General features: G+C 47.6%; 17 protein-coding genes. 10 read left to right on the top strand and 7 right to left on the bottom strand.

The window, feature by feature from the left end; genetic code table 11:
* The first annotated feature begins 136 nt into the window (after window positions 1-136).
* Entirely contained in the window at window positions 137-586 is a 450-nt protein-coding gene (locus P0078_RS04490; protein ID WP_282933281.1) for a phosphate-starvation-inducible PsiE family protein, read from the top strand.
* A gap of 125 nt (window positions 587-711) precedes the next feature.
* On the opposite strand, the gene P0078_RS04485 is transcribed toward P0078_RS04490, so the two are convergent.
* Window positions 712-1797 (bottom strand): NAD(P)/FAD-dependent oxidoreductase, encoded by a 1086-nt coding sequence (locus tag P0078_RS04485; RefSeq protein WP_282933280.1) that lies wholly within the window; start codon window positions 1795-1797, stop codon window positions 712-714.
* Window positions 1798-1932: 135 nt separating this feature from the next.
* Between P0078_RS04485 and P0078_RS04480 the strand changes: the two genes are divergently transcribed.
* Window positions 1933-2793, top strand: a complete 861-nt coding sequence (locus tag P0078_RS04480; RefSeq protein ID WP_282933279.1) for a LysR family transcriptional regulator — start codon at window positions 1933-1935, stop codon at window positions 2791-2793.
* On the opposite strand, the gene P0078_RS04475 is transcribed toward P0078_RS04480, so the two are convergent.
* On the bottom strand, window positions 2724-3635 hold the full coding sequence (locus tag P0078_RS04475; RefSeq protein ID WP_282933278.1) for an EamA family transporter: 912 nt from the start codon (window positions 3633-3635) through the stop codon (window positions 2724-2726). The two genes, P0078_RS04480 and P0078_RS04475, sit on opposite strands and share 70 nt — an antisense overlap.
* 119 nt (window positions 3636-3754) lie before the next feature.
* On the opposite strand from P0078_RS04475, the gene P0078_RS04470 reads away from it, so the two are divergent.
* Together P0078_RS04470 and P0078_RS04465 are read left to right on the top strand one after the other, a co-directional pair.
* Window positions 3755-5155 (top strand): aminotransferase-like domain-containing protein, encoded by a 1401-nt coding sequence (locus tag P0078_RS04470; protein WP_282933277.1) that lies wholly within the window; start codon window positions 3755-3757, stop codon window positions 5153-5155.
* Window positions 5156-5289: 134 nt separating this feature from the next.
* Window positions 5290-6060, top strand: a complete 771-nt coding sequence (locus P0078_RS04465) for a hypothetical protein (protein WP_282933276.1) — start codon at window positions 5290-5292, stop codon at window positions 6058-6060.
* Between the two features lie 62 nt (window positions 6061-6122).
* On the opposite strand, the gene P0078_RS04460 is transcribed toward P0078_RS04465, so the two are convergent.
* A complete protein-coding gene (locus P0078_RS04460) occupies window positions 6123-6503 on the bottom strand; it encodes a VOC family protein (protein WP_282933275.1) in 381 nt (126 codons plus the stop codon).
* Between the two features lie 563 nt (window positions 6504-7066).
* On the opposite strand from P0078_RS04460, the gene P0078_RS04455 reads away from it, so the two are divergent.
* The gene (locus tag P0078_RS04455; RefSeq protein WP_282933274.1) at window positions 7067-8935 is read left to right on the top strand and encodes a carotenoid oxygenase family protein; all 1869 of its coding nucleotides are present in this window, start codon (window positions 7067-7069) and stop codon (window positions 8933-8935) included.
* 118 nt (window positions 8936-9053) lie between these two features.
* Window positions 9054-10637: a D-arabinono-1,4-lactone oxidase gene (locus P0078_RS04450; RefSeq protein ID WP_282933273.1), complete on the top strand. Its 1584-nt coding sequence runs from the start codon at window positions 9054-9056 to the stop codon at window positions 10635-10637.
* 155 nt (window positions 10638-10792) lie between these two features.
* Here P0078_RS04450 and P0078_RS04445 read toward each other — a convergent pair whose 3' ends face one another.
* Window positions 10793-11641: an alpha/beta fold hydrolase gene (locus P0078_RS04445; RefSeq protein ID WP_282933272.1), complete on the bottom strand. Its 849-nt coding sequence runs from the start codon at window positions 11639-11641 to the stop codon at window positions 10793-10795.
* 205 nt (window positions 11642-11846) lie between these two features.
* Here P0078_RS04445 and P0078_RS04440 point away from each other — a divergent pair, with 205 nt between their 5' ends.
* Together P0078_RS04440 and P0078_RS04435 are read left to right on the top strand one after the other, a co-directional pair.
* Complete coding sequence (locus P0078_RS04440) at window positions 11847-12638, top strand: nucleotidyltransferase domain-containing protein (RefSeq protein ID WP_282933271.1); 792 nt, start codon at window positions 11847-11849, stop codon at window positions 12636-12638.
* 181 nt (window positions 12639-12819) lie between these two features.
* The gene (locus P0078_RS04435) at window positions 12820-13539 is read left to right on the top strand and encodes a hypothetical protein (protein WP_282933270.1); all 720 of its coding nucleotides are present in this window, start codon (window positions 12820-12822) and stop codon (window positions 13537-13539) included.
* A gap of 69 nt (window positions 13540-13608) precedes the next feature.
* On the opposite strand, the gene P0078_RS04430 is transcribed toward P0078_RS04435, so the two are convergent.
* Window positions 13609-13818: a helix-turn-helix domain-containing protein gene (locus P0078_RS04430; RefSeq protein ID WP_282933269.1), complete on the bottom strand. Its 210-nt coding sequence runs from the start codon at window positions 13816-13818 to the stop codon at window positions 13609-13611.
* 240 nt (window positions 13819-14058) lie between these two features.
* Here P0078_RS04430 and P0078_RS04425 point away from each other — a divergent pair, with 240 nt between their 5' ends.
* The gene (locus tag P0078_RS04425) at window positions 14059-14760 is read left to right on the top strand and encodes an SIMPL domain-containing protein (protein WP_282933268.1); all 702 of its coding nucleotides are present in this window, start codon (window positions 14059-14061) and stop codon (window positions 14758-14760) included.
* Between the two features lie 176 nt (window positions 14761-14936).
* On the opposite strand, the gene P0078_RS04420 is transcribed toward P0078_RS04425, so the two are convergent.
* Window positions 14937-15425, bottom strand: coding sequence for an Lrp/AsnC family transcriptional regulator (locus tag P0078_RS04420; RefSeq protein WP_282933267.1), 489 nt, complete (start codon window positions 15423-15425; stop codon window positions 14937-14939).
* Between the two features lie 637 nt (window positions 15426-16062).
* On the opposite strand from P0078_RS04420, the gene P0078_RS04415 reads away from it, so the two are divergent.
* Window positions 16063-19575: an indolepyruvate ferredoxin oxidoreductase family protein gene (locus P0078_RS04415; RefSeq protein ID WP_282933266.1), complete on the top strand. Its 3513-nt coding sequence runs from the start codon at window positions 16063-16065 to the stop codon at window positions 19573-19575.
* 24 nt (window positions 19576-19599) lie between these two features.
* Here the strand turns inward: P0078_RS04415 and P0078_RS04410 are convergent, their stop codons facing one another.
* Window positions 19600-20271, bottom strand: coding sequence for a ChrR family anti-sigma-E factor (locus tag P0078_RS04410; RefSeq protein ID WP_282933265.1), 672 nt, complete (start codon window positions 20269-20271; stop codon window positions 19600-19602).
* Between the last annotated feature and the right edge of the window lies 1 nt (window position 20272).

The raw sequence follows: 20272 nt of genomic DNA, 5'->3' as shown, positions 1-20272 counted from the left end.
TATCCCGGCGGTGAATATGCTGCCGGGATTCCTTTTACTACTCACTCACTAAAGGAAGCTCTCTCGGCTGAATACGGGGATTTCGCCTATAGTCGAACTCAAGCAATGTGCGGTATCAATCGGCAGAGCGAAGCCCATGAAATATGACGAGATACATGAGGATCATGCTGATCCCCTGATCAACCAATTACATCGAGCAATAAAATATGCCGTTAAATTTCTCGCCATTCTTATGGTGTTGGTCATATTCTGGACCATTGCGGATGTCGTCTATGTGCTTTATGAAAGGCTTATGGAGACGCCATTCCTATTGCTGGATATGGAAGATATCCTCGAGACTTTTGGGGCCTTTCTCGCCGTTCTTATTGCCATTGAAATTTTCACCAATATCCGACTCTACCTGGGTACAAATGTGATACCGGTACAATTGGTATTGGCTACAGCCTTAATGGCTGTAGCTCGGAAGGTTATTGTGCTCAACTTGAAATTTGTTAATGCGGAGCAAATAGTCGGTATTGCCCTGGTGACTATCGCCCTGGGAGTTTCCTACTGGCTGGTGAGGGAGAAAAGCAATAAACCTGGTTAGTACTTGTGATTTTTTGTCCTTGATAATGCTCACTTTATGATTTTATTTTTTGTATTTATACAGTTGGCCAAAATAGAATCATATCGTTAACTGCATTAATAGCTACTTACAATGGTTAGCCCGAACTAAGAGAGCTGGGCATTTGGCTGAGTGCCAAACCCACGATAAACCTTATTAATGAATAGGTCTTTCTGCTTCAACCGCACGAGGTGGTTGCAGGTTGTTACTGCGAAAGGTAGCTGCACTAATCCTTGCTTCTGGCCAATGGGAACTAGTGCCATTAGTGGGTTTCGTTTATAGCTTTTGGTACTTTTTCCTTTTCTATTTCTGGCGATGGCCTTTGCCAGGTATTCACCTTGCTGAGAGGCGAGGTAGCCCAGTTTGGCCTCACCAATATCGGCAATGTCTCCGAGTGCATACAAGCTTGGTTCGTCAATAACTTGAAGGTTGTTATCGACTTTCACAAATCCCTGCTCATTAAGGATATGCGCTAAGTGCGGTTTTAGGTAATCATTGTTGGGCAGCGCACCAATTGCTTCAAAAACCAGGTCTGCATCGCTGGCTTGGCCATTGTTGAGATTTATATAGCGGCCATTTTGATTTTGGTAGCGGCTGTTAAACTGAATTTCTACACCTAAATTCTCTAATTGTCTCTGGGCTTTGATCTGTGCTTTAGGCTTGAAGTTGTCCAATAAGACCTCTTTATTGTGTGTCAGAATTACGTGAGTGCTCGGCATAGCGTGCGCGATCTCTCCTGCCAATTCGACACCAACGACCCCTCCACCTATCACCATGACTTTCCTTGCTTGTTTCAGTCGCTGATGCTCGTTCAACAGTTCTTGGTTTCTGGATTGAATATCCATTGCGCAAAGAGATTTGGCCATTGGCATACTCGGATATCGGGTGCCGGAGGCGAGTATGGCACTGTTGAAATGTAACTCTGTTCCATCTGCCAAACGCGCTGATTTCGCAGACATTTCCATTACATCTCCCTGAATGAAGCGGCCATAGAAAAAGTCCCTGTAGTACTTGCGCGCTTGATTCCCGGTACTGGATGGATCGGTTACATTGCGCAAGGTGGCAAAAGTGACTTCAAAATAATCTTTTTTGTCTACCAGAATGGTATGGAGCCCATGTCTTTCCAGTGCTTGCGCGACAGACACACCGGCGAAACCACCGTCTAATATCAATACTTCCGCTTTAATTACCATATTTTTCAACCATTAGAGGGTGTACAGGTCATTTGAATCCATTTTATGGTGTAGCGAATATGCTGTGAATGTGTGATTATGAGACTCTGATGTGCATATTTGCACATGCTGAGCATTGGGGGCTTGAGGTAAATAATGGATAAATGGACTGAGTTAAGGACCGCTTACAAGCTGGCCAAACTGGGCACTCTGAGTGCAACGGCCCAAGAGATTGGTATTCATAGGTCCACTGTGATGCGCCATATTAATGTATTGGAGGAAAGCCTTGGGGTTGTACTATTTCAGCGTAATGACAAAGGCTATATTCCAACGGAGGCGGGGCTGGAGGTTATGCGCCTGGGAGCGGTGACGGACAGCCATTTTTCTCAGTTGTCATCGCGGTTGCAAAGCAAAGAGCAGAATTTGCAAGGCAACCTCACTATCACTTCTGTCGGCGAAATGGTAGACCTGTTGATGCCGATAATTAAACAGTACCAGACGCAGCACCCAGGTATGCTTGTCAATTTAATCGGGGATCTGCGCAATTTTAACCTGGAGTACGGTGAAGCTGATATTGCGATTCGTGTCGGTGAGAAACCAACGACACCTGATAATATCGTGTTGCCGTTTTTCACTACAGAATTCGTTTTCTATGCACACAAATCCTATATTGAAGACTATGGGCTTCCCGATAAAAGTAACCTTCAAGAGCACAGATTTCTGGCTTTAGGTGATCGCCCGTTACACTTTGGCTGGAATGAATGGATTTATAATCATATTCCCGATCAAAAGATTGTGCTGACTGCTTCCAGTCAGCAAATTCTTAACCAGGCAATGCTTTCTGGCTGTGGCATTGGCGCCATGCCGAGAATCCTGGCTGAAAAATTTGAAGATATTATTGAGATTCCTACTCCTGAAAATTGGCAAATCTCAACTTGGATACTTGTTCATCGCGATATGTTTAACATGCCAAAAATCCGTGAGTTTCTTAGCATCTTAAAGCTCTGGCGAAAATGAACAATACCAAGTGCCAGCCCAGAGAAAATCATAATAGCGGCCATTAACTTTTCTGAACCAATCGATTCGCCAGTTAATAACCAACTGAAAAAAAGTCCAAAAACGGGGCAGAGTAAACCTAAAGGCGCAACAGTAGACAGCGGGTACTTAACGATTAACCGGTTCCAGAACCAGTATCCCAGCAGAGTGGTTGGGTAGGCCTGAAACAATATGGAGAAAATTAACTTTCCACTAAGGTTGTTTTGAATTTCATAAAATATATCCGCACCATTTTTAATATAGGTAGCAGCGAACAGTGGTAACGGTGCAAAAAATAGCCCCCAGACAATAAAGCTAAATACTTGCTGTGTGCCACTGGCCTTTACAATGAGCCCACTGATGCTCCAGCTGGTAGCCGCTATTAGGATAAGTGCAATACTGATAAGGGGCACAGTGCCATCTTCAACCATCAAACTTAGCAACAGCCCTCCTAAGGCAAGTAGAGCCCCAAGAGCTTTCTGCGGGATAATCTTTTCTTTCAGGAATACCCAGCCGAGTAGTAAGCTAATCGCAACATTTACTTGCAAAAGAAGTGAGGCCATTCCCGCAGAGAGTCCGCTAGAGATTGCCCAGGTGGCCATCCCCCAAACCCCACAGCCAAAAGTCAGGCTGTAGGCCAGAACGTACTTCCAGCTGACTGTCGGCCTGGAAACGAAAAGCACTGCCGGAAAGGCTGCCAAAGAAAAGCGTAAAGCCACCAGAAGGAGTGGGTCCAGATCTTCCGTTCCCATCTGAATAACAATGAAGTTGAATCCCCACATTGCCATTAGTAGCACACCAAGTAATAAATCCGAGTACCGCATCAGCCCCTCCAATTTGTCTCGGGGCTAACTATCCAAGAAATGAAAAAAGGTATACAGATGCAATTTTTGTATAAAATAGGTATACAGTTTGGGCGGAGACGGAATCGGAGAGGGGATAGGTGCGGTATAAAGAGCTTGCCGAACGCTGTATAGAGGATATTCAGTCAGGGAGAATACCAAGCGGTCATAAACTACCGTCCCTCAGGCGGTTCGCTGCACAAAACGAAGTGAGCCTGACAACAGCCCAAAGCACCTACTACTTGCTGGAGGAGCTCGGCTGGGCGAAGGTTCGACCGCAATCTGGATTCTTTGCCTCAGTTCCTCCCAGCAGTAACCCGCCTCCCATAATGCCCGCATTCACCTGCCGAACAACAGATCCAGTAAATCACGATTGCTATTTCCGTGGGTTGGGAACAGGGCCATTGGGTGTTGCGTCTTTATCTCCAGAGCTATTGCCGTTAGATTCCCTGGAGCGCAGTATGCGGCGGGCAACCCGAGAGGCTGGCGCCAGGATGCATGGCTATCCGGTTTCCTCTGGGGAGCCGCTTTTGCGCAGTGCGCTTAGCGCACACTTTGCCAGCTATGATTTGCATTTCTCTGCCAATGAATTAGTAGTGACGAATGGTTGTATGGATGCCGTCCGCACGGCGATTGCCATTACGACTAAGCCCGGTGAAGCGGTTGCGATCAGTTCTCCTTGTTACAACGGTCTTCTTAATCTGTTGGCTTTGATGGGGCGAAAAGTTGTTGAGATACCGACTGTTGAAAACGGCTTAGACCTCGCACAGCTAGAGCGCTATATGCAGCAGGGATTGGTCCAAGCGGGTCTTTTTAGTAGCAGTCATATGAATCCTACGGGCGTGTCCCTGAGTTCGGAGCAGAAAGAGAACCTGGCCGCACTGGCTGGTAAATATCGGGTTCCAATTGTCGAGGATGATGTGTATTTGGAACTCGGATTTCAAAGAAGTCTGCCCATGCCCGTGCGCTACTGGGACCGGAGCGGGTATGTGCTTTGGTGTGGCTCTATCTCCAAGACATTGAGCGCAGGCTATCGCCTGGGGTGGTGCTTACCAGGAAGGTATCGAAAACAATATGAACGCTATCGATTTACCGAAAGTTTCGGTGTGAACTTGCCCGTCCAATTAGCGGTAGCCGATTTCATCGGTACTACTCAATACTCCCGTCATGTGCAGGGGCTCAGGCAAAAGCTTGCCTTCCAGGTCGCATCCTATCGCAACTACTTAAGTTCAAACTTGCCCGATGAATCGCGCATCAGTGATCCCCATGGAGGAATGGTGATTTGGTTGCAGATCCCAGGGTTGGATAGCCGGAGTCTTTGCCGTATGGCTTCCGAAGAAAATATAGCCTTGTTGGGCGGTGCAGATTTTAGCACGCTTGATCTCTACGGTGATTGTGTGCGGGTGAATTGTGGTTGGCCGCTTGAAGGTAAAGATAGAGGGAAGGCTGAGGCCGGATTTCAGTTGGAACGTTTTATCGAGTTAACTCACTTATGCCGATAATTAATATTATTCAGATATTCACAACCTTGGAATAAGGTACCTGAACTTTCATATCGTTACACTGCTTTTGATAGTTTTTTTCCTCTGCTAGAATCCGCGTCCCTTTTAGGATGATTGTTCACGGAGGACATCTAATGAAAACTCTTGCCACTTTTACAGCAGCGATTGCTATTGCCGGTGCGGTTCCCGCTCAAGCAGAACAGACTTTTGAACTGCCTAAGTTTAGTCAGTGTTCTGTAGCAGCTTCTGCAAGCAATACTAATGATCGCGATGTTTATCGCATCTTTTCAGACTTCTATTATGAAATAGAAGACTCTCGAGAGTATGCAGTTAAGGCTGTGCAATACTGGGCTGAAAGCTTTGCAGAAGACTGTGCCGGGGAGACAACTCAAGTCAGCCTGGATATGGTTCAGTGTGATAATTTTATTGGCGGTGCGCCGGTTTGCAGAATAGAAAGTGATGAAGGTGATTACGTCATTGTGAAAGACTATGTTGATTCAACCAACGTAGTACTCTCTCAACATGATCAACAGAATTGGCCAGGAATACACTCTTCGAATGATCAGGAAACTCTGTGGATGGCCAGACCTGAACTCTGCTATAGCGAGCTTCTGGAAGGGGGTATTGATTCCCAGGCATATTACCTGGATGCCTATAACTATCGCTACTTTGGTGATTACCGCTATGTATTGGCAAGGAGCAGCCGCGATTTAGTGCAAACTCTTGACAGCCAATACAGTCAGTGTGAATACGATACTTCGGGAATTGAAGCCTACAAAATGCAGTGTTCTGAGACCTCCCAGGGGACGAAGGTGTGCGCAACTGCACATACTGGCGCCGGCTATTTCGTATTCGTGAGTGACGATCATCACGGCATGCACGTTATTTTCAACCGCTGGGACTGATGACGCTATTAGTCCACTTATTAAGCGCCTCCCTGTAAAGGGAGGCACCTTGCGAACCCTAATTAGCTTGCTCTATACAATGCGCAGAGCTTATTGCCTGCAGGGTCTCGTAAGTAGGCGAGGTAGATTGGGCCTACGGCGCTATCCCGCACGCCTGGGGGCTCTTCGCAGCTGGTGCCACCGTGGGCAATACCTGCAGCATGCCAGGCATCAACCTCTTCAGAGCTGTTTACTGTAAAGCCAATAGTGCTGCCATTGCCATGGCTTGCGGGCTCCCCATTGATGGGTTTGGTGATGGCAAAAATACCGTTGTCATTAAAATAGAAGCAGCGGCCACGATCATCAATAGTGCCGGGTTTGTAACCCAATATTCCAAAAGTGGAATCGTAAAATACCTTTGATTCCTCGATATCGTTGGCCCCGACCATAATATGACTAAACATTAATGTCACCTTAAATTAATTTTAGGGTAGTTGTGCATGAAATATTGTATACCAATACAATTAAACATCAATGAATAATCATTTTCTCAATGTCTAATAGAATTGTCATATATCCACTGCTTCCTAGCTGTACCTCTTAGGGGGGCTGATGCAGCTTTCGATCTGTTGGCACATATATATGAGATGCCTCATGGATATATTAAATATTGTGCGATTCAATGAGTATTAATATTTATTTTAAATTCTGTTATTGATATTAGTCTGGTGGTTGTTTCGGGCGATATCGGATTTCTTATCGATATTTTTTTGTTTGACTGATTGGTGTTTTTTGTTGTCCTGTTTGATAGGTTTTGTTCTCTAGTTTGGTTTGTTTTCATTGTTGTATATAGGTTGATAGCGTGAATTTTAAGGGGTTAAAATTCTGGAGGTTTGATTTGATAAAAAATAATAAATGGTTTTCGCTTAAAGGTTTACTTTGGGTGTAAATTGCGCCAACTATTTCATTAAAAAATTTAATTTTATGGTCAGGTTAAGCTGTCGGCCGTATTTTTTAGGGATAAAAAATGAAGCGTCGAGATCTATTGAAGGCTGCAGGTGTAATGTCTGCATCACCGCTTATGGGAGTGGCATCAGCTAAGGCTGGAACAAGTAATGCTTTGGATGACTCTAGTTTCCCAGAGTCAATAATGGTTGGTGATCTATCAGATTCCTCCGGAGTGCTCAGTGTAATACAGGGAATCTTACCTGATGATGTTATTGGCCATCTTCTTATGGCTGAGGGTATTCCACTGGCGTCCAACCATCTTACACCTAATGGAAAGGGAGCTTTGACCCGGCTCGACTTTACTGGGCGGAGCAATAACAGTGAAGTTCCCTATACCCGAAAAATGATACGTACCGCGTCTGCGATAATGCAGGAGCAGGATTTAACAGGTTTTGATAAATTCATTTTGTTAGGTGGGACAATATACTCAAGCCCGAATCTGGGATTTATGAACTACTGCAATACGGCCCCCAACTACATGGGAGATAACCGTTTTGCAATGAGTTATGAAGGGGGTATGCCCTATGAGTTTGATGCTACAACTCTAGAGATGGTAACCCCTATTGGAGAAGTGGATGAATGGAAATCGAGCTTACCTCCGCTGCTTGAAAATCTAACCCCAGAAAAGTGGCTATTTCCCCAGGTTCGGACCACCGGTCACCCTTTCTTTGATCTGGAAACAGGTAACTGTATCACCATCAACTATGGTGGAAATATTGGTGATTCTGGTAGCTCAGGATTTATTCGATTAATTCGCTGGGATCGAGAGGGTGCATTTGAAAGTTGGAACATTCGGGATCGTCAGGGTAACAACGCCTATATTGCTGCAAGCTCACACTCTCTTGGAGTAACGCGAAATCATATCATTGTCTTTGAAACTGCAGCGAGAGTTGAATCTACCCGAATTATTGGAACAAGAATAGTTCTGCCTCAAGAACACCGGACCCGGTGTTGGGTTATTCGGAAGGCCGATATGGTGCCGGGTGCTGATACTATTATCGCAGATTACCTGGAGCTCGGCTTTGATACTTCGGACATTGTCTGCAACTACGATGACAATGCGGGTGAGATTACCCTGTATGGCCAATATATGGGGGCAATGGATAAATCTGAGCAGTTATTCCGCTTTGAAATCCTGCAGAAGGGAGGTTTGGTACCCAAGTGGTTGTCCGGATACCCTGCAGCACCGCTGGATGTTGGAGGTTTGGTACGTGCCCGGATTCGAGTTAACTCAAATTCAGCTATTGAGATAAAAGAAGATTACCGGGTTATTCGGGATGATGCGCTTTCCTGGGATATGAATGATCCGGCTTACCGTGGGCACTTCCAGTTCCCTGAAACCTTTGAGCACCTTTATTGGGCTGCTGTGGGTTACAGGCCTGACCATATATCTATGCGGGTTTCCTGGGCATATCGTGATTATCCTGAGCGCCACTACAGCTATTGGAATATGCCTGAAGAAAGTCGTCCCTCTGCCTTGATTCATATGGACTGCGTCAATATGAAAATTGCGGATGCCTTTCAGTTCCCAGAAGATTGCGTAATGCGTACACCGCAATTTATGGCCCGCCCGGGCTCCACAGCCCAGAACGACGGTTATGTGATTGCAGCAGTTGTACGCAAATATCCAACGACATCCGATTCCAATGGTAAAGAGTTTTGGATTTTTGATGCGGCACGTCTCAGCGGTGGGCCAATTTGTATCCTAGCTAACCGATCACTGGAATTTGCAACCACGAATCATGCACTGTGGGTGCCATCCATTGGTCGTCGCCCTTTATCAGCCTACCGGTCAAATTATGCTGATTTTCTTCGCAGTAAAGCGCCTGATCACAGCAGTAATGTTCGGGACATTATCGATGGGGAGCTGCTTCCCCGTTTTGGTTGATTTATCCAGTCTACGTTAATGCAATAAAGGGAGTTTAGGTATGTGTGCAGAAATAATAACCAAATCCAAACATTTATTGAGGTGGTGTAGAAAAGCTCTTTGTATAGCGGGCGTTTTTATGGCTGCTACAAGTGTTGCAGAGCAGCTACCGCCACCAATTGAAGTGCCTGAGGTATTAAAAAACTACCAGGATACTCAGGATTGTTTCCCTGGTGTTATCCATGATCCGACCAGTATTGAAGAAGTTCAGCAGATAGTACGTGATGCAGCGGATCAAGGCCGTAAAGTGATGACAGGGAGTCGCCGATTCAATAGTCAGATTGATGCGGCCTGTGCAGGTAATGGAGAAGTGCAAATCACTCTGGAAAATATGGATCAGGTTGTTAGCCTGGACAAAGATAACCTGTTGGTTACTGTCCAGGCCGGTATGAGATTCCGGGATTTGACCGCCTATCTTCGAGAGCATGAACTAAGTGTGCCGATGGTGACAGAGCTGGCCATATTCACGATAGGCGGTATGCTGGGAAGCGGTACTCACGGTTCAACTTTTACACAAAAAAGCAGCATGATCTCTGATTATGTCACCGAATTGAAGTTGGTTGATGGCAATGGGGACTTACGAGTAATCAATGGTGAGATGCTCAATGCCGCCAGGGTAAACCTAGGTGTTTTAGGCGTAGTTGTTGAAGTGACCATAGAGGTTGAACCTGGCTATAAAGTACAAGCAAAAGTAAAGGGGTATCACAGCGATGATGAGCTGGAGGATGTTGTTCTTGATTTGGCTCGAGATAATCATTCAGCTAATGTTGCCTGGTTCCCGGGATTAGGGCGCTATACCGTAACAACTTACAACAAGGTACCTTTGTCGACTAAGGGTAATGCCTACAATGCCCAGGCAGATGTATCAGACTTCTCCGAATATTTATTTGGGCTGATATTTGATAGCCTTCATGAAGCCGATAGTGCCGCATTGCAGTGTTTTGCAGCTTCTCTTCGCCATACTGCTCGCTCCAGTTCCTATTTCAGGGATGTTGATTCAGGCTTGAAAAAGTTTATTAAGCCCACTGGACACGCGGACCTGATGCAACATTTCGTATGTAAAGAGCCAGACAAGTGTGTCTGGGATAACCTTCCAATTGCACTTCAGGAAGTCGCGATTCCATTTGAAGAATTGCCCAACTGGATTGCGGATGTCCGCCAGATTATTGCAAATAGTGAAAAAACCTGTTTTCCGCTGAATGGTATTTATTTCCGTTTTGGCAAGGCTTCCGATAGCTATTTAGGAATGACAGCAGGCCGTGACACAGCGTTTGTAGGGATTGAATATACCCTTCGTCAACGAGGTGAAGCTGTGCCAAAGAACTACTTTGTCAATTTGGAAATTGAGCAAATGTCTCTCCGGAAGTATGGAGCCAGACCTCATTGGGGTAAGAATTCAGTCGCTATTTTTGAGGACATGGCTGAGCGTTTCCCCAAGTGGTCCCAGTTTATGGATGTTAAAGAAGAGTTGGACCCAAACAATATATTTTCCAACCCCTTTTGGAATCGAGTAAGTGGGGCTGATCCTTTGGAAAACTATTTAACTCCTGGCTGCAATCCCGATGGTCAGTGCTATTGTCAAATAGATGAACACTGTGAGGAGGGTTCCAGCTGCCAAGCGGGAGTTTGGTATTCAGACGCAAGGATTTGTAAAGCTGACTAGAGCACTTTGGGGGGTGATATTTCCACCCCCTGCGTTTAATTGGTAGTGAATAGCAATAAGAGGCTTCTAACTGCTAAGCGGGAAAGAATGCTCGAGAGACTAAGTCTACAATCGGTTTTCATGCCTTATAGGTATTCTTTCCCTGCTCTTTATTATTAAGTTACAGGTTGCTGGTCACAGCAATTGGTAATGCGCTCTCTCACAAGTTGGCAGAAGCGTGCAGGATCTTCCAGAGGTAGCATATGATTTGCTGAGCTTACCTCTTGTGGATGGGTGTCTGGAATTAATGTACTCGCCGCAAGCGATACAATTCTAAATAGCTGGCGAGTATTGCTGCCGTAGGCCACGGAAACTGGAATAGATATGCCTGAAAGACTACTTGGGTTCAGTGCGGGTTGTTCAGTTTGATTAAGCTGTAGAGGTAGGGTGTAGGCATTATCCAGCTGCTGTACGCGATATTTAAGGGGCTGCTGAGAGAAGTAGCCTGCTTGATTCCCAGAGCTGTCGATTAGTAGCTTAACCGCAGTATCCAGCTCACCTTCAGCCGTTGTTTTGAAAATTTCTGCAAACATAGTTTCAGCATCTCGGCGATACTCTTCCATGTCGTTGTTTTCAATGTATCCCGGATATCCAGGCTCATAAAGGTACAGACTTTTGATTAGTTTAGGAGCCTTTATAGCAGCATTTAAGCTCACATCCGCACCATAGGACCATCCTACTAGGTGGACAGGGCCTATATCTAGGGCCTCAATCAGCCCTGCTAGGTCTGCTGCATGGGTATCAATTCCAAAGGGGCCTTCCGAAGGATTACCCGGATTACCGAAATGCCTTTGGGTGAATGAAATCGCTCTAAATTCATTTGATAGAATTTTGCAGTGTTCTTGCCACATACGAGCATCGGCCAGTGCACCATGTACAAAAACAATGGGTTCTCCCTGTCCCTCCTGGAAATAATAGATAGAGTGGTTGTTTACAGTGATAGAGTCTTTTGGATTTCCGTCCATGGGGCTAGCTTCCTGGGAGCCACTTTTTAGCGCTTATCATAGTCTAAAGGAGCTTTATGCTTAACATTTTCTAGTCCAGTTGTTAGGAGAGAGAGACAGCTGCCCTAAAGGCTCTCTTATGAGAGTAAACCGATAGGTCTCCTAAGGGTAATTAACGAGTTTTTCGGGTATAGTTGATTTGTTTTGACGTAGCAGGTAGATGTATATGGAATCGCTGATAAAGGACCGCTTGAAATCACTGGAAGTAGAGCGAGATATTGAAATTATTTATGCCTGTGAATCAGGAAGCCGCGCATGGGGGTTTGAATCCCCTGATAGTGACTGGGATGTAAGGTTTATCTACAAGCGTAATATTCAGCAATATCTCACTATAGGTACTCCCAGAGATGTCGTTGAGGTTCCATTTGATAAGAAGCTTGGCGATGAGCTGGACTTAGTTGGCTGGGATATCAAGAAAACTTTAACTTTAATGAGGGGAAGTAACCCCACTTTAATCGAGTGGCTATTTTCGCCAAAGGTCTATTTCAGAAATGAAGATATTTTGGGGGCACTGCAGGATTTGGCTCTAAAATGCTGGCAGCCGCGAGCATTAGCTCATCACTATGTCAGTATGGGGTTTAATAATTACTCCAGGTTTGTTCGAGAGGATGATCGAGGCTTTAAAGAGATTAAGGTCAAGAAGTTACTTTATGTGCTGCGCTCACTGCTTAATGCGCTGTATATAAAAGAGTTTAAAAAAATTCCTCCTGTGGACTTTAGTCATATGTACACCGAGTTGTTGCCTTCCACAGGAAATGAGTGGCTTCTGGATATTCTTTCCAGTTTGATTTTGAAAAAGAAGGAGCTTGAAGAGGGCGATTTGATAGCCGTTGATGGCAAACTGGATGGCTGGATACAAGCAAATCTGGATAGATCTGGTGCCAACTCTATAGAGGAAAGGCCAAAGTTGGATCTTCCAGAATTTGACAGGCTTTTTCGTAAAGTGCTGGGCGTATAGCCTTTTAAATCGGGCGGATTGGAATTTTGTGCATAGGCGGTGCGCATAGGGTTTGGCGAGTAGCGGGAAGAGCAGTTGTGGGGATTAGCCCGAATTAACAGGTAACTATATAGCCACCTGTTACCTTGTGATAACGTTATATCTCACCTAATTTCGAAAGGGATTCCCGATGAATATATGTATGAAAGTGCTACTACTGGCTGCCTTATTCACTCTGGGTGGCTGTGCCTCATATACTACTCCTGGAGGCTCGGTGCATCTGAGTGAGCTGGCGGATGCCGATATCAATGAATTGATGTCTAAAGAGCCAGCAACGCCATTCCCTGCAAATATCTCGATTGCCCGAGTTCAGGCATCAGGGTACCAATCTTACCGGCTCAATAGCTTTGGCACAGGTCGCTATAGTGTTGTTACGACTCGGGAGGTGGAGACTGAGGGGGATTTTCTTCGTTTATCGCAGCTACCGGCAGTATCCAATGTAGCGCCGCTTAATAAAATCCTTCTGCCGACTAATCTAGACTCAGTACGGTCACTTCGGGAGGCTTCGGCGCGGCTAAAAGCTGATATTTTGCTGGTGTATACTTTTGATACTTCTTTTCATGCCGGTGAGCAGAAATTTGCACCACTCAATGTTATCTCCCTGGGTTTTTTAAAGAACAAGGAGGTAAAGGTAACAACCACAGTCTCGGCAGCATTTTTTGATGTCCGCACCGAGTATCTGTTCGGTATTTCTGAAGCCACAGCAACAGACAGTACGAGTGCTAGTGTTTGGAGTACCTCGGATGCGGTTGATGATTTACGGGTTGCGACAGAGAAAGCCGCGTTTCAGGACTTACTGCCAGAAATTGAGAAGGCCTGGGCGGGTATTCTGGCTCAGTACGCGAATTTTACCTTGGAGTGAATGGCTTGCTTCACTACTGAGAAAGGTTAAACCGGGTGTTAGAGAGCCCAATGGGCTCTCGTAATAATCTTACTCGTCTGGTTTAAACTCAAGAATATCGCCAGGCTGACACTCAAGTGCTTCACAGGTTGCCGCCAAAGTATCAAACCTTACTCCTTTCACTTTGCCGCGCTTCAATAGGGATAAGTTGGCTTCGGTGATTCCAATCTGAGCCGCCAGTGATTTCGAGCTGACTTTACGTTTAACCAGCATAACGTCCAAATTGACAATAATTGCCATGCTGAATAAACTCTTTGTTTTCTTGGTCAATTTGTTTTGCGGCGCGAAAGGTATAAAGAATGCTCACCAAAACAAATAGAGTAAATATCCTGCCTATATCAAACTCAATGAGCAAAGTAAGCTCATTGCCGTGCAAGTGGGATAGGTAGCTAATCCATTTATGTAAGCTGTGTACCTAGTCGGGCATCGTGGAGTGCGGGCCTACCCCAATTACGAGACAATATTGAGCAAGGGATAAGAATGAATAAAGTAGCCGCACTAATAATACTGTCTATGTTAGGCTCATTCTCTATTGCTGAAGAAAGAATTATTGCTGTTGAAGGCTCGGGAGTGGTCGAGGCTGTGCCTGATCTTATTCGTATTGGGTACAACGTATTCAGTCTGAGTAAGAACGATCCATCTGAAGCCAAGGCAAAAGTTGATGAGATTTCATCGTTGTCAGTGCAATCACTGTTAAAACTTGGTATTGCCGAAAAAGACATAACATCCTCTTCACTGAATATCGAAACAGCTGAAGATTATAATGATAATGGAAATGCCTTAATCATAGGTCATTTGGTGCGTAGGAATATTGATATCGTCATCCGAGATGTCAGCCTTTACGGTGAGGTAATCCAAGCCCTGGTAGATAGTCATGTATCAGAAATAGATAGCATAAAACCAGATGTATCTAACTATGAAGAGTTAAAGCGAGAGGCTTTGGCTAATGCGGCTCAATCAGCAAAATCTAACGCTGAGTTCTTGGCCAAGCAGTTTGGGGCTGAATTAGATAAGGTGCACCAAATAGGCAAGCAGAATACACGTCGCCAGTACAGCCTCGAAGAAATCGTAGTAACTGGCAGCAAAAGACGTGCCTCAAATATAAAAAGCACACAGTACGAGTTCAAGCCAGGCAATGTAAAAGTATCATCGGAGATTTACGTCGAGTTTCAGCTCAAGTAAAGCTCTCGAGAAGGACTGCCGTACTGGTAGTCCTTGTGGTGCCCTATCGAGAGGGGGCATAAAGCTAAGATAACGCTCCTTAAACTGTTATCTTTTCTCAATAGCTTGAGATGGTAGCTTTATGACCGTGACGTAATCAACAAAAGGCAGTTGCAGTTGATTCGATTAGCAGAAAGTTAATTTTGGCTTTCCAGCAACTGATCCAGCGGCAACTCAGTGCGGTAACGCACCTGCTTTAAAGAGAAGCTGCTTTTAATATGATCGATGCCTGGGAGTTCAGTGAGTTTTTTATCCAGGAATTCCTGATAAGCCTGCAAATTGGGTACAACAACTCGCAGCAGGTAGTCGAAATCACCGGTCATCAGGTAGCACTCCATCACTTCCGGCCATTGGCCGATAACCGATTCGAAGTCCTGCAACTCTTTTTTCACTTGGTGGTTAAGAGTAACCTGGATAAATACACTTACCGGTAACCCAACCTTTTCCGGTTCAAGCAGGGTAACTGCGCGTTTTATAAACCCTTGCTCGTTTAGATTTTTAACCCGCCGTGAACAGGGGGAGGGTGAGAGGCAGACTTTTTCTGCAAGCTCAATATTTGGAATGGTGGCATCCTGTTGAAGGATTTCCAGAATTTTCTTGTCGATGGCATCCAGTAAATAGGCCATGGTTATATTCCGTATCTCATCTCTCTGAACGTACGCCGGTATCGCCGGCTGCTAATCATCAACCTGCCAGTGAATCTTTGCTTCCCAGCGTTCTCCGGTAAATTGTGTGCATTGCGTACATGGTTTTTTTTGGTTTGTTATGGCAGTAGCTTCCTATACTGCGCATCTTTTGTGAGACCTTCTCGTTTTTTATTAATTTCCCGCTTATGGGTACGTTGCCCAACCGGTTGATACTGGTTAGCTGTAAACGGACGGAAACTGATATCCCCTGATCAGTTCCAGGCTATGCCTCTCAAAAAGCAGAACCTTTGGCGCTTATTTAGTCACACAGAGTGTGAAGGCCAGAGGCGAGCACCATAAGAGGGCATGTCCTTTCCGTTGTATCCCCCAAAATACTTCATTTTGAGTGATTTGTTGCCAGTAGCTGGTCATCTTTAGCGAGTTATGGCGGCATTATGCCTGAGTTGGGCCAATTTTGGTATGACCTGCTCTGCCGGGCAGTGTTAATTTTAGCGCTATTAAACAGCTCTGGTCTGTTCTGCTGTAACTCGGGAGATGCCGCGAATATTTTTGCGACATGTTACTGGCGTCGAGAACCGGAGTGATGAAAGCAATAAAGATAAAATAGGTGGTACCCATGGCAATGGTCGAAGGCGATCAGGAATTGGGCTTTGATAGCGAGTATTCGCTGAAAGCGGCTTTTACCCGTGAATCTGGCCGTGTATTCCTGACCGGAATTGACGCCCTGGTTCGTTTGCCCTTAATGCAAAAGCGCATGGACGAGCTGGCGGGCCTCAATACAGCTGGCTTTGTTTCCGGTTATCGCGGTTCCCCATTGGGCGGTTACGACCAGGCCCTGTGGCGGCACAAGAAGCTATTGGCCGAGCGGGAAATCCATTTTGAGCCGGGCATTAATGAAGACCTGGGGGCGACCAATATTTGGGGCACCCAGTTGCTGGATCACTATCGCCAGCAGGCAACGAAAGACGGCGTCTTTTCTATTTGGTATGGCAAGGGCCACGGTGTAGATCGCACCGCAGATGTTTTCCGCCAAGCCAATATTCAGGGCACCTCAAAACTAGGTGGTGTTTTGGCGTTGTGTGGGGATGACCACACTGCAGAATCCTCCATGTTTTCCCACAATACCGACCAGATTTTTGAGTCGGTAATGATGCCGCTGATATTTCCGTCCTCCATTGATGAGTACCTGACCCTGGGCCTCGCGGGCATTGCTTTATCCCGTTTTTCGGGCTTGTGGGTGGGTTTTAAGGCAATTACTGAAACTGTAGAGGCCGGTGCTTCCTTGATTGTGCCGGAGTTGCCCCAGTTTACAATTCCAGCTGACTTCCCAATCCCGCCACACGGCCTGAACTACGATCCCCACCTGAATTGGCCTGCGGAGCGCCTCGAATATGAGCGCCGTATGCTGGAGGAGCGTTTGCCTGCAGCCAAGGCATTCGCCTATGCCAACCGCCTGGATAAAACCACTCACAGTGCGGAGCGAAAACGCTTCGGCATTGTAACGGTGGGTAAGGCCCACGGTGATTTGCTTGAGGCTTTGAAACTGCTCAACTTATCAGAGGCAGATCTGAACTCAGCCGGCATCTCCATCTATAAAGTGGCGATGTCCTGGCCGCTGGAGCCTAGGGGCATCAGTGAGTTCGCCAAGGGCATGGAGCGCTTGCTGGTAGTCGAGGAGAAGCGTCCCCTGGTGGAGGATCAGCTGAAAAACCTGCTCTACGGTTGGGAAGATAGTTATCGTCCGAAGGTAGTCGGTAAGAAAGACCTGGATGGCAAGGACCTGTTGCCGGCAGTGTGGGGCTTTGGCCCGGATCAGGTGGCCAAGGCCATTGCCCGCTGGCTGGTGGATACTGAACTGGCGGCACAGCTGATTCCCCTGGCAGAAAAACTGGGGGGCAATGTCGCTGCAAAGGCTCAGGGCTTGTTGGCTCGTGAACCCATTTTCTGTGCAGGTTGTCCTCATAACACTTCCACCAAATTGCCAGAAGGCAGTTTGGGGAGTGCCGGTATTGGCTGTCATATTATGGCTTTGGGTAAAGGCCTGCGCACCGATACCTATTCCCATATGGGAGGCGAGGGCGCCCAATGGGTAGGACTGCACCGTTTTTCCAGCGCCGAGCATATTTTCCAGAATATGGGCGATGGAACCTACAACCACTCCGGGCTATTGGCCATTCGCCAGGCCGTGGCGAGCCAGGTGAATATCACCTACAAAATTCTTCTGAACGATGCGGTGGCCATGACCGGTGGCCAACCCGCCGATGGCGAAGTTAATGCTCCCTCCCTGGCTGCACAGTTGCTGGCCGAGGGGGTTGGTACGGTTATTCTTTTGACCGAGAACCCCGACCACTGGCGCGAACACCGCAGCCAACTGCCCACTGCCGTAGAAGTTCTTCCCCGCTCTGAGCTGGACGCCGTGCAGCGTCGCCTGCGGGAAACTGCCGGTGTGACGGCGATTATTTATGAGCAGGTCTGTGCGGCCGAGAAACGCCGCCGCCGCAAGAAAAAACAGATGGTCGATCCATCCCAGCGATTGCTGATTAACCACCGGGTCTGCGAAGGCTGTGGCGATTGCAGTGTGCAGTCCAGCTGTATTGCCGTGGAGCCGCTGGAAACCCCGTTGGGGCGCAAGCGCCAGATCAACCAGTCCAGCTGCAACAAGGATATGCGCTGTGCCGATGGTTTCTGCCCGAGCTTTGTCACTGTGGAAGGGGGAGAACTGAAAAAGCCCCCGGTGCAGTCCCTGGCGGATGCCTTAGACGTGGCTATTGCCGGATTACCTTCTGCGCCGGTCGCGACTCTGGCCCAGCCACTCAGTATTTTGGTGGCCGGCATTGGTGGCAGTGGTGTACTTACCGTGGCGGCACTGCTGGGTATGGCGGCGCACCTGGAAGAGAAGGGCAGTACAACTTTGTACTTTACCGGTCTCTCACAAAAAAATGGCGCCGTAGTGGCTCATGTAAAAGTGGGAGAAAACCCCGAGGCGATTACCACCGCTCGTATTCGCGATGGCGCGGCGCAGTTGTTACTGGGCTGCGATATGGTCACCGCCGCTGGCCAGCGGACCAAATTTGCCACCGGCGAAATGCGTGCCCTGGTAAATACTGCTGAAGTACCGGTAGCTGCCTTTGTTCGCGACAACGAGCTGGCATTCCCCGCCGATGCGACCCAACAGAGTATTGAGTCCCTGTGTGCGGAGTATTTTGCCTTTGATGCGAATAAATATGCCCAGGCACTGTTTGGCGATGCCGTAGCCAGTAACTTGATGATTATGGGTTTTGCCTGCCAGAAAGGACTGCTGCCAATCGGTGAAGCGGCCCTGGAACGGGCCATTGAACTCAATGGTGTGGCGGTAGAGAACAACCTGCGCGCTTTCCGCGCGGGCCGTTTACTGGCGGAAAACCCTAAAGCGATCGAGCAATTGGCAGTCCCGGCCAAGCCGGTGAAATTGGTGGAGCCTGAGGAGTCGGTAGAGCAGTTGCTGGAGCGATTGGCAGCAGAGCTTCGCGACTATCAAAGCCCGGCCTATGCGGCAGAATTCCTTCGCCATATAGAGGCGCTGCGCAAAGCAGAATCCTCACTGCCAGCTGCTCGGGGCGATCTTACCCGTATGGGTGCGCGCAGCCTTTATAAAGCGATGGCTTATAAAGATGAGTACGAAGTGGCGCGCCTCTACACCGGTGAAGATTTCAAGCGACAGCTACGTGAGACATTCAGCGGCGACTACACCCTGAAATTCCATATGGCACCGCCGCTTCTTGCGCGTCCCGATAGCAGTGGTCGCGTGCGCAAAATGCAGTTTGGCCCCTGGATGGGCAAGCTGATGCCGCTGTTGGCTAAGGGCAAAGTTCTTCGCGGTACTGCACTGGATGTCTTCGGTTACACCCAGGAGCGCCGTGCTGAACGGCGCTGGGCCCAACAGGTGGCCAAAGCAGTTGATAGCGTAGCCGCGCATCTATCTGGCGAAAACCTGTCAGAGGCACAAGAGCTGCTCGAAATCCCCCTTCAAGTGCGAGGCTATGGCCATGTGCGCGAGGAAAAATTCGCGGCGGTCAGCGATCGTTGGGATGAGCTTTCTGCAGTATTTGTGGACGGGGAGCAAGAACCGACTTCTCTGGCGGCGTCCTAGACGCCGCAGCTCTTTTAATCGGTGTCAGCCCGGACGAAACGGGATAAGGCGGTTTAGCAACCAGCCGCTGACACCGGTAATCGCCACCGGTGCCTGTACTGCAGAGAAGCACAGGCACTCTTGATCTTCTGTGACCGTCGGGCGGTGCACGTCGCCGGGTTCCCGCAACAGAAAGTCCCCTGGACTATAAACACCATCGCTATCAGAGAAGCTGCCGTACAGAACCAGGGTGAGTTCGTAGCCCCGGTGATCGTGCTCTGCAACTTTGCCGCCACAACTCAGGCGATGAAAGCTCACTTCATATTGATCCTGCCCGGTTTTCAGTCGACACATTTTTAGGGAGGGCGCGATAGTTTTCCACTTGATCGGGGGATTTTTTTCCAGCAGCTTGTGCACGACTGGCGGTGCACCCGCCAGCATGGGCTCCGTGGATTTGGATCTCTCGGGAGCCACTTGTTGCGCCGATTCAGCGGCCTGATCAATACGTCCCATCAGGCGTTGGAAAGCCTCATCGTTTACGGCCTGTGGTGCGCAGGACTCCAGAATGGAGCCGCCCAGGGTGTTCATGGTTTGATATTGAGCGCGACACTCGGCACACATTTGTATATGGGCGGAAACGACCAGGCTGGCGCCTTTGGGCAGGCTGCCGGAAGCGTATTCAAGGAGTAAATTTTTATCGGGGTGGTGGCGAATCATA

Source organism: Microbulbifer sp. VAAF005, assembly GCF_030012985.1.
In the GTDB taxonomy this organism is placed as follows: domain Bacteria; phylum Pseudomonadota; class Gammaproteobacteria; order Pseudomonadales; family Cellvibrionaceae; genus Microbulbifer.
This window is presented reverse-complemented; position numbering and strand designations above follow the sequence as displayed.

Coding starts and splice junctions, on each gene's coding strand:
- P0078_RS04465 (WP_282933276.1), top strand. CDS start 5,290: ATGAAAACTCTTGCCACTTTTACAGCAGCGATTGCTATTGCCGGTGCG.
- P0078_RS04420 (WP_282933267.1), bottom strand. CDS start 15,425: ATGGCCTATTTACTGGATGCCATCGACAAGAAAATTCTGGAAATCCTT.
- P0078_RS04435 (WP_282933270.1), top strand. CDS start 12,820: ATGAAAGTGCTACTACTGGCTGCCTTATTCACTCTGGGTGGCTGTGCC.
- P0078_RS04415 (WP_282933266.1), top strand. CDS start 16,063: ATGGCAATGGTCGAAGGCGATCAGGAATTGGGCTTTGATAGCGAGTAT.
- P0078_RS04445 (WP_282933272.1), bottom strand. CDS start 11,641: ATGGACGGAAATCCAAAAGACTCTATCACTGTAAACAACCACTCTATC.
- P0078_RS04490 (WP_282933281.1), top strand. CDS start 137: ATGAAATATGACGAGATACATGAGGATCATGCTGATCCCCTGATCAAC.
- P0078_RS04450 (WP_282933273.1), top strand. CDS start 9,054: ATGGCTGCTACAAGTGTTGCAGAGCAGCTACCGCCACCAATTGAAGTG.
- P0078_RS04475 (WP_282933278.1), bottom strand. CDS start 3,635: ATGCGGTACTCGGATTTATTACTTGGTGTGCTACTAATGGCAATGTGG.
- P0078_RS04430 (WP_282933269.1), bottom strand. CDS start 13,818: ATGGCAATTATTGTCAATTTGGACGTTATGCTGGTTAAACGTAAAGTC.
- P0078_RS04480 (WP_282933279.1), top strand. CDS start 1,933: ATGGATAAATGGACTGAGTTAAGGACCGCTTACAAGCTGGCCAAACTG.
- P0078_RS04425 (WP_282933268.1), top strand. CDS start 14,059: ATGAATAAAGTAGCCGCACTAATAATACTGTCTATGTTAGGCTCATTC.
- P0078_RS04485 (WP_282933280.1), bottom strand. CDS start 1,797: ATGGTAATTAAAGCGGAAGTATTGATATTAGACGGTGGTTTCGCCGGT.
- P0078_RS04460 (WP_282933275.1), bottom strand. CDS start 6,503: ATGTTTAGTCATATTATGGTCGGGGCCAACGATATCGAGGAATCAAAG.
- P0078_RS04455 (WP_282933274.1), top strand. CDS start 7,067: ATGAAGCGTCGAGATCTATTGAAGGCTGCAGGTGTAATGTCTGCATCA.
- P0078_RS04440 (WP_282933271.1), top strand. CDS start 11,847: ATGGAATCGCTGATAAAGGACCGCTTGAAATCACTGGAAGTAGAGCGA.
- P0078_RS04410 (WP_282933265.1), bottom strand. CDS start 20,271: ATGATTCGCCACCACCCCGATAAAAATTTACTCCTTGAATACGCTTCC.